9 protein-coding genes are annotated in these 11,744 nt (G+C 73.4%); 2 read left to right on the top strand and 7 right to left on the bottom strand.

Going from position 1 to position 11,744, the window contains the following annotated elements:
- Positions 1–38: 38 nt before the first annotated feature.
- Positions 39–467 (top strand): hypothetical protein, encoded by a 429-nt coding sequence (locus WMF34_RS10355; RefSeq protein WP_012234612.1) that lies wholly within the window; start codon positions 39–41, stop codon positions 465–467.
- Between the two features lie 261 nt (positions 468–728).
- Here WMF34_RS10355 and WMF34_RS10350 read toward each other — a convergent pair whose 3' ends face one another.
- On the bottom strand, positions 729–2,792 hold the full coding sequence (locus WMF34_RS10350; protein WP_437993175.1) for a hypothetical protein: 2,064 nt from the start codon (positions 2,790–2,792) through the stop codon (positions 729–731).
- A 123-nt stretch (positions 2,793–2,915) separates the two neighbouring features.
- Here WMF34_RS10350 and WMF34_RS10345 point away from each other — a divergent pair, with 123 nt between their 5' ends.
- Positions 2,916–3,713, top strand: a complete 798-nt coding sequence (locus WMF34_RS10345) for a sulfite exporter TauE/SafE family protein (protein ID WP_012234610.1) — start codon at positions 2,916–2,918, stop codon at positions 3,711–3,713.
- A 60-nt stretch (positions 3,714–3,773) separates the two neighbouring features.
- Here WMF34_RS10345 and WMF34_RS10340 read toward each other — a convergent pair whose 3' ends face one another.
- The 6 genes from WMF34_RS10340 to WMF34_RS10315 form a co-directional block, all read right to left on the bottom strand.
- Positions 3,774–5,702, bottom strand: a complete 1,929-nt coding sequence (locus tag WMF34_RS10340; protein WP_437993174.1) for a DUF6798 domain-containing protein — start codon at positions 5,700–5,702, stop codon at positions 3,774–3,776.
- Positions 5,703–5,831: 129 nt separating this feature from the next.
- On the bottom strand, positions 5,832–6,563 hold the full coding sequence (gene aqpZ / locus WMF34_RS10335) for an aquaporin Z (RefSeq protein WP_437993173.1): 732 nt from the start codon (positions 6,561–6,563) through the stop codon (positions 5,832–5,834).
- Positions 6,564–6,911: 348 nt separating this feature from the next.
- Positions 6,912–7,301 (bottom strand): DUF4156 domain-containing protein, encoded by a 390-nt coding sequence (locus WMF34_RS10330; protein ID WP_012234607.1) that lies wholly within the window; start codon positions 7,299–7,301, stop codon positions 6,912–6,914.
- 143 nt (positions 7,302–7,444) lie between these two features.
- A complete protein-coding gene (locus tag WMF34_RS10325; RefSeq protein WP_437993172.1) occupies positions 7,445–9,388 on the bottom strand; it encodes a GNAT family N-acetyltransferase in 1,944 nt (647 codons plus the stop codon).
- 225 nt (positions 9,389–9,613) lie between these two features.
- Positions 9,614–10,597 carry an aldo/keto reductase gene (locus WMF34_RS10320; RefSeq protein ID WP_012234605.1) on the bottom strand — a complete coding sequence of 328 codons (984 nt, stop codon included), beginning with the start codon at positions 10,595–10,597 and terminating at the stop codon, positions 9,614–9,616.
- Between the two features lie 284 nt (positions 10,598–10,881).
- A complete protein-coding gene (locus WMF34_RS10315) occupies positions 10,882–11,685 on the bottom strand; it encodes a class I SAM-dependent methyltransferase (protein WP_437993171.1) in 804 nt (267 codons plus the stop codon).
- Positions 11,686–11,744 lie beyond the last annotated feature (59 nt).

Below are 11,744 nucleotides of genomic sequence, written 5' to 3'. Positions count from 1 at the left end.
CGAATGCCTGCGAGCCATTTTGAGGAAGGGGGTTCGAGATGGACGAGAGCATCTCCGGCCAGGCCGCGGCCGGCAGCAATGGTTCCGATCGCGCGAAGCTCAGCGTTCCGCAAGAGGGCCTGATCTCCACCTGGGTTGATGGCAGCCTCGGCGTCGTCGAGGAGGTCGTGCGCGCGGGGTTCGGCTTCCTCGAGGACGTGCGGGTCGAGACGCAGGAGCGGCTCGGCGCCACGCTCGACCTGATCGAGGGGATCGATCGCAGCGTGTTCCGGGTGGCGCGCAAGGCGCTGGCCCGCGTGGACGGAATCAGCGAGCGCGCCCTTTCAAGCAGCCAGCTCGGCTGGTTCGCACTGCTCGGCACGATCCGCCGCACGTCGCAGGGCGCGGCGGGGCTCGCCTCCGAGACGGTGGTCGCCGTCGTGGGCGAGCGCAAGGCGACTCAGCAGCTCATCATGCGCTCGTCGTGAGCCCGACGAGCCCACAACGCCGCTCCGTCCGCCGGCGATAGAACCCTCTTCATGGCGGGGTGCAGGTTCGTGGGATACTGGCTCAGCCGCTGGAGCGACAAACGGGCTGAATTGTCTGGAAAGCGCTGAGTTTCAAACCGTCAAGGCGCCAAGAGCGCCAAGAAGAGAATCTTATCTTGGCGTCCTTGGTGTCTTGGCGGTTTATTTCTCGCCTGATCAACGGGATCGCCATTCCAGGCAGGCGAGTGAGGCGTACGCCGGTCAGCGCCCCTTGGCCCCCCGCCCCGGCTTCCCCCGGCGGTAGAGCCCGATGACCAGCGCGAGCACGGCGGCGCCCAGCCCCGCGACGGCGATGAGCCGCGCCGTCGTGCTCCATCGGCCGAACGGCCACGGGCTGGCCCGTCCCGCGCTGTCCGCCTCGCCGCCCGCGCGGGGGAGCGGGACGAGCGCGCGGCGGGCCGCCGCCGCCTCGGCGAGCGCGCGGCGGACGCCGGCGGCGTCGAGCGAGGCGTCCGCCGGGATGAGGGCGCGCAGCGCGGAGCGCGCCCTGAAGAACGGGGCGCCGTCGCTGCTCCACGCGGCGGGCGCGCTGTCGAGCGCCTCGTCGAGCGCGGCCGGGATCACCTCCTTGACGATCGCGTCCACCGCGCCGGGCGACGCCGACCTCGCGAGGGCGATGTAGCCGGCGTCCTGGATCCCGCGGCGAAGGCTCTTCAGGCGCATCGAGGGGAGCACGCCGGGGAAGCCGACGGATCGGGAGGAGAACGCGCCCCGCTGCGTCCCGGGATAGAGCAGCATGCCGTCGCCGAGGCACGCGTCGCCGTCGCGGTTGTGGAAGTTCTCGGCGACCGTGAACGGGTCGATGGGCCCTTTGCCGCCGCGGTTGCCGTCGTGCCAGAACGCCGTCTCCCACAGGAACCAGCGGTCCACCTCGTGGGAGGCCGCGATCCAGCCGTCGGCCATGAGCCCGGTGAGCGGCGCGTCGATCATGAACGTGCCGGTCCTCGGCAGCGCGCCGTTGTACACCCAGAGCCGCTGGCCCGCCTCGCGCGCGGCCCGCGCCCACGTGGAGTCGAAGCGGTTCGCCGGCGTGAGCACGAGGTCGACGTCCTGCTCCACCGGAGGGACCTCGCCGCACGAGTGCCCCACGAGGACGCGCGACGACAGGCGCGAGCCGCGGATCAGCCGGCGCCAGCCGGGCCCGCGGGGGCTCTCGCACTGCTCGTCGATCGCATAGAGCATCACGTCGTCCACCGCCGGCGGGAGGAGATCCGCGACCGCCTCGACGCGGCGGAGGGTCGCTTCCCCGGGATCACCGAAGCTGCCATAGGCGCCGAGCGCCACCGCCCCGGGCGGCACGCCCGCGCCCGGCCCCCGGTAGCCGCGCGCCTCCGTGAAGAGCGAGCCGTCGATCGCCGCGCGCAGCCGCTCGACCTCGGCGGGGCTCCGGACCGACGCGAAGCCGTCGACGTGGTGCTCGTGGAGCAGCTGCCAGAGCTGCTGCTCCACGGCGGGCCCGTCGCCGACCCGCGCGGCGACCTCGTCGGCGTCGTAGAACGCGATGAAGTCGACCGCGCCGTACGGCAGCGCCGGCGGGGCGACGTCGAGCTTCAGCTCGAGCGACGCGAGCTCGCCGTGCGACGCGGATCCGACCACCACCCTCCCCTCGTAAGCGCCGGGGAGGGCGCCCTCCGGGACGTGGAGATCGATCCAGACCGCCCGGGTCTCGCGGGCGCCGACCTCGAGCGGGTACGGCGCCCAGGGGGGCGCGAGCTCGACCGGGATGAGCGCGTCGGGGACGAACCCGAGGTGCGCGTCGTCGGGCGGCCGCGCCGCAGGGCTCCACCCGAGCGACTCCCGGGGGCGCTGCTCGTTGCGCGAGCGCCGCGTGATCTCGACGTAGTGCTCGACGAAGCGGCGGATCGAGATCGTCCCCGCGGGCGCCGCTCCCTGCCCCTGCGCGGGCTGCTGCGGCGCCGGCGGCGCCTTGGCCGGCGCGCCCGGGCCGGCCGCGGGGTCGAGCGCGGAGAGCTCGACCGTGACGCCGCGCACGGGCTCGGCGCCGGCCTCGACGACGACCTGGAAGGCGACGACCTCCGCGCGGAGCGCGCCGAGCCGGATCGGCTCGCCGGGCCGGAAGAGCGCGTTCCCTTCGCCGCGCGAGAGCGGCAGGCCGACGTCCTCCCGGCGGACGCGCGTGCCGTCGTCGGCCACCCAGACGCGCGCGCGCTCGGGCTGCCCCTCGCCGGCGGCCGCTTTCGCGAGCGCGCCGCACGCCATGGCGGAGAGCAGCGCGGCGGGGAGGTGCGGGAAGGATCGCGGCATGTCGCTCGGCTCTCCGAGGAGGAGCGACCGCAGGGTCGGCCGCCATTCCATCCTAGGGGCGCCGCGCCCGCCCCCTCAAGCGCGGCGGTTGACAGGCCGGCGGGGCTCGGGCGATCTCGCGCCGTGGATCTGACCAGAGCGGCACTCCTCGCCGGCGGCGCCGCCGTGGCCGGCGCCATCAACGCGGTGGCCGGGGGCGGCACGCTGGTGTCGTTCCCCGCGGCGATCGCGGCGGGGCTGCCCCCGCTCGCGGCGAACGCGACGAACGCGGTGGCGCTCACGCCGGCGTCGCTCGCGTCGGCGTGGGCGTATCGCCGGGAGCTCTCCCGGGACTACCGGGTCCTCGGCGTCCTGTTCCTGCCCTCGCTGCTCGGCGGCGTCGTGGGCTCGGCGCTCCTGCTCGTGACGCCGCAGCGCGTGTTCGACGCCGCGGTGCCGGGGCTCGTGCTCGTCGCGACGCTGCTCCTGCTCTGGCAGAACCTGCGCCGGGCGAAGCCCTCCGCGGCGCCATCACCCGCGGCGGATCCCGGCGCGGAGCGCTTCGCGCTGCCCTCCCGGCCGTGGCTCGTGTTCCTGCTCCAGTTCCTCGTGAGCGTCTACGGCGGCTATTTCGGCGCCGGCATCGGCATCATGATGCTCGCGCTGCTCTCCTCGTTCGCGGGCGACGTGGACATCCACCGGCTGAACGGGATCAAGACGGTGCTCGCGAGCCTGATCAACGGCGTGGCGGCGCTCGCGTTCCTGTTCGCGGGCGCGGTCGACGCGGTCGCCACGCCGATCATGATGGCGGCTGCGGTGGTCGGCTCGCTCGCCGGCGCCGTGGTCGCCCGCCGCATCGAGCCCAGGAAGGTGCGGTGGTTCGTTGTCGCGCTCGGCCTCACGCTCACGGCCAAGCTCGCGTGGGACCGGTTCGGCGGCTAGCTCGGCAGCTCGCCCGGACGGCCACGCGACCCGCGGCGAGCCTCGAGCCCCGATCACGTCTCAGCCGGCCAGGTCGAGGATCACGAAGCGCGAATTCTGATAGACGACCTTGCCCGGCAGGTCCCTCTGCCGGCCGCGCGCCACCACCACGTAATCGAGCTTGTATTTCTTCTGCAGCGGGCCGAGCCGGGCGGCATCGAGATCCGCGTAGCCGTCGGACAGGTCGTCCGGGCGCCGGAAGCCCTTGCGCCCGGAGACGTCCTCCAGCCGCCGGTACCATTCCACCAGCTCGCTGGGCACGTAGGCGCTGCTCTTCCAGTCGACCACGATGGCGCGCTCGCCGAGGAGCCGGAAGCCCCCCAGCTGCGGCGGCGTGAGGAACACCGCGTCCTTCGAGGTGTTGGCGCGGATCCAGGCGTACATGTCGGCCTCGGGCCCGCGCATGCCCTTGATCACGTTGGACCGCTCCTGGTAGCCCCTCACCTTGGACACGCCGGAGCGGAGGCAGGCGAACGCCGCGTAGGCGACGATCACATAAGCGCCGAAGCGCAACAGAACTGCGCGCGCCGGGGCGAGATGGACGCGCCGGCGCTCGAGCAGCGACGCCGCCGCGCCGACGAGGGCGCCCGCGGCGCCGGGCGCGAGGACCAGCAAGAGCGGCCGCGCCAGATCCCCCTCCTTGTCGAGCATGGCGAGGGCGACGAAGCCGCCCAGCACCAGCGTGAGGCCCGCGGCCGGGATGCGCCGGAAGAGGGAGGGGCGGACCGCGATGCTCGCCGAGGCCGCGCAGGCGAGCAGCTGCATGAGGAGGTCGAGGAACGGCGCGAAGCGCCACACGAAGAGCTGCGCGACGCGCGGGATCTGCACCCAGGTGGTGAGCAGCGTCCCGGTCCAGATGAGGATCGCCATCGCGAGCACCGCCGCGCCGAGGCGGCGCCCGCGCCCCTCACGGCCGCGCAAGAGCCACCCGCCGGCGCCGAGGCCGAGCATCTGCCACGCCGCCACCGGGAAGAAGCCGCCCTTGAAGGTCGTGGGCACGTAATGGTGCGGCGCGCGGATGTTGAAGAGGATCTCCTGCGCGAACGCCGCGTCCGGCGAGCGCACCGAGCGGAGGATGAGCGGGGAGAGGAGCAGGAACACCGCGATGGACGGCCCGACCTGCATGGCGATGCGCCGCGCCAGATCCTTCCAGCCGTCCCTCCAGCCGAGCAGGAGCTGGGTGAGGCCAAAGGTGCCGATCCCGAGGACGAGGTAATTGGCGTGGAACAGGCCGCTCAGGCCGAGGAACACGCCCGAGAGCAGGGTGCGGCCGGCCACGAGGGGCGGCAGCGCCGCGAGCAGGAAGAGGCTGCCCAGGGTGGAGGGCTGCAGGGTGAAATCGAAGATGTAGCTGACAGCGACGCTGTCGGTGCGGGTGACGAAGGCGATCGCCATCACCAGCAGGAAGGTGGCCAGCGCGAGGCGCCGCTGCTTCAGCAGCTCGACCGCGAGCCAGTACACGCACATGGCGCCGAGCGCCGCGGTGACCACGAGGCCCCAGCCCACCGCCGCACCGCCGCGGTCGATGGCGAGCAGCAGCCAGCCCACGTAGGAGAACGCCGGGTGGTAGTTGGCCGAGCCGGTCGCGTACCAGTCCTTCGCGAGCACGCTGGGATCGAGCAGCCGGAGCGCGCCCAGCATGTACGCCGTCTGGTTGCTGACGCCGTAGTTGACGCCGTAGCTCAGCCCGAAGCAGATGGAGACGCCGAGCGCGATGAGCGCGGCCGGCAGCTCGCGGAGGAGCGGCGCCAGCCTCTGCCGCGGCGAGGGCCGCGCCGGCCCGGCCGCCTCGGGCCGCGCGGTGCGCGGAGAGCTCTCCTCGCCGTCCGCGCCCTCCGCGCCGGAGCTCGCCTCGCCGTCTGCGTCGGCGGTGATCTCGTCCTCCGCGCCGGCGGCAGCGTCCGTGTCGGCCTCGGCCTCGGGCGCCCCGGGCCCGGTCTTGGTCCTCATCTCGGGGCGCGAGCCCTAGCATAGGTGGCACGATGCCGTGCGTGGAATCTCGACGGCGCGCGGGGCCGGAGAGCCGGGCGCCGGGCCGGCCTGATCCCGGCCGTCGGCCTCGTCCCTTCCTCGGCCTCGTCAGACGACCGGCGGCGACGTGACGACGGCCCGGCCCGGCCTCGGGCCCACGAGCACCGGATAGAGCACGCCCGCGAGAACGCCGCCGGCGAGCGGGGCGAGCCAGAAGAGCCAGAGCTGAGACAGCGCCCCTCCGCCGACGAACAGGGCAGGACCGGTGGAGCGCGCCGGGTTCACCGACATGTTCGTGACCGGGATCCCGATGAGGTGAACCACCGTGAGCGCGAGCCCGATGGCGATCGGCGCGAACCCGCGCGGCGCGCCGTGATCGGTCGCGCCGAGGACCACCATCACGAAGCCGAACGTGAGGACGATCTCGGCCAGGAGGCTCGCGAAGAGCGAGTATCCGCCGGGCGAGCGCCCGCCATAGCCGTTCGACGCGAAGCCTGCGTGCACGGTGAAGCCAGCGGCGCCGCTGGCGATCGCATAGAGGATCCCGGCGGCGACGATGGCGCCGGCGATCTGGGCGAGGATGTACGGCAGGAGGTCTCGCGTGGGAAAGCGCCCGCCGGAGATCAGGCCGAGCGTGACGGCGGGGTTGAAGTGCGCGCCCGAGATGTGGCCCACCGCGTAGGCCATCGTCAGGAAGGAGAGCCCGAACGCGAGCGCCACGCCCAGGAAGCCGATCCCCAGCCTGGGATACGCCGCGGAGAGCACGGCGCTCCCGCAGCCGCCGAGCACGAGCCAGAACGTTCCGAGAAACTCTGCGGCCGTACGCCTGGACAACGACATCTCCATCTCTTCATCTCCCCCTGCGGCAGGCCCCCTCGGCGCGGACCGAGGCGCTGCGGCGGCCGCGCCCGGCCGTGGGGCCACCCCGACGGCTGGCGCAGGCCGCGGTCGACCGGCGGGCACCCCGCCCAGGCGACGCTCCACCGGCCCTTCGTCGACATTGGATGAGCCCCGGCCCGCCGCGTTGCGGTCGGACCGCTTCGGATCGGTTCACCTGGTCGAGCGCGCCTCCCCGGCGGCGGCCTCTGGGCCGCGCGGCCCAGAGGCCATGAGGCCCCCGCCGGCGGCGCCTTCGGGAGCCTCGCGCTGCGGACCATCGCCGCGGCGACCTCGCGAGATCGGGGCGTCTTACAGGCCGACGAGCTGCGGCGGGCAGCTGTACGCGTTGCCCATGTGGGTGACGTCGGTCTGCTGGCCAGAGATGCTGTCTCGGTCGCCGGAGATCGTGGTCCCTGCGTTCGTGTTCTCCAGGACCACGTAGTTGCCGCCCAGGCCATGGGCCTTGTTCTTCATGTCGTTGACCGCGCCCTCCTGCAGGTTCGCATTGCTGGTGAACGCTCCAGACACGGAGCCGCCCTGCTCCCCGACCACCGTCCCCAGGAACCGGCACCCCTGCGGGGCCGGCTGCTTGGTGACGATGACCTTCTCGGCGCCCGGGTTGAGCTCGACGGCGGCACAGGCGGGCAGGGTCAGGCAACACAGGAGGAGAGCAAACGCACCGTGGATCGATGTCTTCATGGCAAGCACCTTGTGTCGATTGCTACGTGCGCGCGCGAGCGCTTCTTCCTCGCCTGACCGCCGGGCCGGCAGGATTCCGACAGGCCTCGTCCGCGGTCGGCCTTCTGTCGATCTCCCGCGTGACGTCGCGGTTCGAGCGCGCCTCACCGGTGCTCGATCCTCCGCAGCCGGTACGCCCGCGCGTCCCACAGCAAGAACGCCCGCTCGCCGCTCGCGAGGACGTCGAACCCGTGGCGGGCCGCCAGCCGCGCGACGTCGGCCGCGTCGCGCGCGGGGTCGCCGCGGTACGAGTAGCCCAGGACGACGAGCTCCCCGCCCTGCCGCAGCGTCCGGCGCGCCTCCGCGACGAGCCGATCCACGACCTCCGCGCCCGCGGCGACGACGTACGGGAACGAGTCGACCGCGTACACGAGATCGAAGCGGGCCGACGGCGCGCCGCCCAGATCGACGCCCGACGAGACCGCGAGCACGACGTTCGAGCGTCCCGCGCAGCGGCGCCGCGCGGCCTCGATCATGCGCGGCGAGACGTCGAGCCCCCACGCCTCGCGCACCCTCGGCGCGAGCGCCGCCTCGAAGCGGCCGATCCCGCAGCCTATCTGCAGGATGGCGCGGTCCTCCCCGATCGCGCCCCACCGCTCGAGGAGCTCGACCACCTCCCGCGTCGCGCGCTCGAGGATCTCCGGATCGCCGAGCGAGTACGCGGCGACGCTCGCCTCCTCCGAGCGCTCGCAGAGCTCGTCGAACAGCCGCGCGGCGGAGCGACAGGCCCCCCGCGCGTCCGCGCCGGCGAGCCCCGCGTCCCGGTGCGCGCCCAGCATCGCCGCCACGGTCGCGCACGCGGCGCGCCGCTCGTCCAGGCAGCGGCGCAGCGCCTCGAGTCGCGCCGCCCCCTCCCCCGCCGCCGGCCCCGCGGCGTGCGCGGCGTCGATCACGCGCGCGGCGGCCGCGAGGTCCCCCGCGGCGCCGAGCAGCCGCACCAGGCCGACCTCCGGCGACGCCTCGCCGGACATCACGGCCTGCACCGCGCCATCGCCCTCCCCGACCTCTCGCCCGGCCCCGCGCGCGCCCCGGCGCCGCAGCCGCCGGCGGAACGTCCAGCGGTCGACGGCGCCCCAGTCGTACTTGTACGGCTCGCGGCCGCGGAGGAAGTCCACGGTCCGCGCGCCCTCGCGCGCCGCGTGCTCGATCGCGCTGGCGAGCATCACGAGCCCCGGGCTGTACCACGCGAGCTCCGGATCGAAGCCGGTGATGTACGACGCGAGCCCGCCGCGCTCGGCGAACCCGTAGAGCGACGCGATGATCCGCCCGTCGAGCCGCAGGCCGAAGAGCCGCAGCGCGCCCCGCGCGCACAGCGCGCGCGCGGCCTCGCGGTGGAACGGCCGGAGCGCCTCGTCGAGCACGCCCCCCTCGCCGCGCGAGCGCCAGCGCGCCTTGTGGTTCGCGAACAGCGCGTCGAGCAGCTCGTCCACGCTCGCCGCGTCGGCCACGTCGAGGCGCAGGTCTCCGGCCCGCGCGAGCCGCTTCCGCGCGCGGGCGACGCGCGCGCGCATCCCCGGCGGAAGCAGCTCGTCCGGCGCGGCGCCCTCGGGGATCGTCACCGCCGGACACGCCTCGTGCTTCTCGACCTCGTCCGACCAGCCGGGCGGCGCCTCGGCGAGGAGCAGCGGCGACGACGCGCGCAGGTCGTGGAGATCGGCGACGTCCCACGCGTCGGCGCGCTCTTCGAGGCAAGCGAGCGCCGCGTCCGCGACCGCGCGCTCGTACCCGGACGCGGCCAGGACATCGTTGTAATCGGTGATCCCGGCGCCGAGCAGCGCGACGACGCGCTCGTCGCCGATGCGGTGAACCGCGAGGGGCGCGAGGCCGACGAGCCCCTCGTCCGACCGGAAGACCAGGGCGAGCACCTCCTCGGGCCCGAGCGCGCGGCACCACGGGATCAGCCACTCCGGCCGCTGGAACGCCGTCGCCGCCGGGCAGCGCTGCCACAGCGCGCTCCACGGCTCCCGCAGCGCCTCGAGCTCCTCGCGGCGGCTCAGCACCTCTACGTCGAGTCGTTCGCTCACCTGCCCCCCGAGCGGCGGGCTCAACGCTCCTCGATCGTCGTCGAGCGCGCGGGCGCTCACCGGGCTCCCCGCCCCTGCCGGCGCCGTATCCTCGCAGAGGCGCGCGGCCACGCAACCGGCGCGCGCTACCTCGGGAGGACCACGGGCCCCCCGCGCCAGGGTGTTCACCTGATGCGCACCGTCCGGGTCGGGCAGGTCGCCTTCCGGCGCGGGCCGCACGGCGAGCGCGGGCGGGGCTCGGCGGCGCGCTCAGCTGTGGCCGAGCACCGGGTGCGGCCGGTACGGCTCGGCGAGCGCGCGCAGCTCCTCGGCGTCGAGCTTGAGCTCCACCGCCTTGGCCGCGTCGTTGACGTGCGACAGCTTGGTCGCTCCGACGATCGGCGCGGTCACCCCGGGCTGCTGGAGCAGCCACGCGAGCGCCACCTGCGCGTTCGGCACGCCGCGCCTCGCGGCGATCTCGGTCACCTTCTCGACGACGGTGAAGTCGGAGTCCTGGAAATAGAGCCGCTGGGCGAACTCATCGCTCTTCGCGCGGACCGTCTCCCCCTTCCCGTCCTTGCCCCGGTTGCCCGCCAGGAACCCGCGCGCGAGCGGGCTCCACGGGATGACCCCGATGCCCTCGGACCTGCAGAGCGGGATCACCTCGCGCTCCTCCTCCCGGTAAACGAGGTTGTAATGGTTCTGCATGGCCACGAACCGGTGGAGGCCCAGCCTGTCCGAGGCGTGGAGCGTCTTCGCGAACTGCCACGCGAACATGGACGACGCGCCGAGGTAGAGCGCCTTGCCCGCCTTGACGACCTCGTTGAGCGCGTCGAGCGTCTCCTCGATGGGCGTGTTCGGATCGAAGCGGTGGATCTGATAGAGGTCGACGTAATCGGTGCCGAGCCGGCGAAGGCTGTCGTCGATGGAGTGCCTGATGTGCTTGCGCGAGAGCCCGCGCTGGTTCGGGTCGTCGCCCATGGGGCCGTTGACCTTGGTCGCGATCACCAGCCTGTCGCGCGAGGGGCCGAGATCCTTGAGCGCGCGGCCCAGCACCGACTCGCTCTCGCCGAGCGAGTAGACGTCGGCCGTGTCGAAGAAGTTGATACCGAGGTCCAGCGCTCGCTTGATGAGCGGGCGGCTCGCCGCCTCGTCGAGCACCCAATCCCGCCATTTGGGCGAGCCGAAGGTCATGGCGCCGAGACAGATCCGCGAGACCTTGAGACCAGTCGAACCGAGATTGGTATACTCCATGGGCGAGCTCCTCGCGCCGCCCCGTGGGGAAGGATGTCCGGAAGGCAGGGCGGCGGCGGCGCGGCCGAATGCAGGGGCTGTGCCCGAATCGCCCGGAGATGCCAGCGCCGCCGCGTCGATCGCGGCGGCTCCGGCTTGCTGCTCGGGAGGCAGCGCTTGCTGCTCCGAGCGCAGCGCCTGCTGCTCCGGTGGTGCCGGAGAAGCACCTCGGGAGCCCGCAGCGGCCGGCGTCCCCCGGGCGGGCGTGGCCCCCGCCTCGATGTTGTGTTCCGCGGCGCGGCCGGTCAGCCGCCGGCGCGCGCGACGGCGAAGATCAGGTGACGTTGCAGCCGGATCCCCTCCGGCGCGCGGCGGCGCTCGAGCTCGGCCGCGAGCGCCGCCTTGACCCGCACGGCCTCCGCCGGATCGAGGTTGGACAGGAAGTTGCCGAACGAGCTGGCCAGGTAGAACGCGATCACGTCGTCCGTGTCCGCGAAATGGTCCGTGAAGGTGCGGATCTGGAGCCTCGGATCCTCGAAGCCGGCGAGCAGGAGGGTGCTCGTCAGGTCGTCCGAGGTCACCTTGTAGGTCGTGCTGCCGAGCGTCTCCGCGGCGGCGGTCACGCCGAGAGACGACCGCACACCCTCGATCACCTGCTCGAGCTCGTGCGGGCGCTCCCTGGCGGCCGAGCTGATGCCGAGACGCCCTCCCCGCTCGAGCACCCGGCGCGCCTCGCGCAGCGGGCCGAGCTTCTCGGGCAGCCAGTGGAGCACGCTGTTCAGGAACACGACATCGAAGCTCCCGGCGGCGAACTGGGAGAGATCCTCGGCCTGCCCGACGCTGGCGCGGAAGTTCGGCCGGCGCTTCTCGTTCGCCAGCTCGACCCGGAGCGGCAGCGGATCGACGCCGGCCACCGCGCCGGAGGGGCCGACCAGATCCGCGACGTAGGCCCCGAGCCGGCCCGTCCCACACCCGACGTCGAGCACGCGCTCGCCCGGAGAAATCTGGAGATCTTCGATGAGCAGCTTTCCGTGGTTGAACTGCCGATCGCTGACGCGATCATACGTCTCGGCCAGGACAGCTGAATCGAGCGAAAGGCTGACCATCATGGCTCCTTGGGAGAGGAGGTGGAGATCGGCGAAAGACGGGTCCGAATGGAGGGTCTCTC

This window comes from Sorangium sp. So ce145 (genome assembly GCF_051525985.1).
Taxonomy (GTDB): domain Bacteria; phylum Myxococcota_A; class Polyangia; order Polyangiales; family Polyangiaceae; genus Sorangium; species Sorangium cellulosum_B.
Note: the sequence above shows the minus strand (reverse complement) of the source record. Positions and strands in the feature narration are given on the sequence as shown.

Coding starts and splice junctions, on each gene's coding strand:
- WMF34_RS10355 (WP_012234612.1), top strand. CDS start 39: ATGGACGAGAGCATCTCCGGCCAGGCCGCGGCCGGCAGCAATGGTTCC.
- WMF34_RS10350 (WP_437993175.1), bottom strand. CDS start 2,792: ATGCCGCGATCCTTCCCGCACCTCCCCGCCGCGCTGCTCTCCGCCATG.
- WMF34_RS10340 (WP_437993174.1), bottom strand. CDS start 5,702: ATGAGGACCAAGACCGGGCCCGGGGCGCCCGAGGCCGAGGCCGACACG.
- aqpZ (WP_437993173.1), bottom strand. CDS start 6,563: ATGTCGTTGTCCAGGCGTACGGCCGCAGAGTTTCTCGGAACGTTCTGG.
- WMF34_RS10330 (WP_012234607.1), bottom strand. CDS start 7,301: ATGAAGACATCGATCCACGGTGCGTTTGCTCTCCTCCTGTGTTGCCTG.
- WMF34_RS10320 (WP_012234605.1), bottom strand. CDS start 10,597: ATGGAGTATACCAATCTCGGTTCGACTGGTCTCAAGGTCTCGCGGATC.
- WMF34_RS10315 (WP_437993171.1), bottom strand. CDS start 11,685: ATGATGGTCAGCCTTTCGCTCGATTCAGCTGTCCTGGCCGAGACGTAT.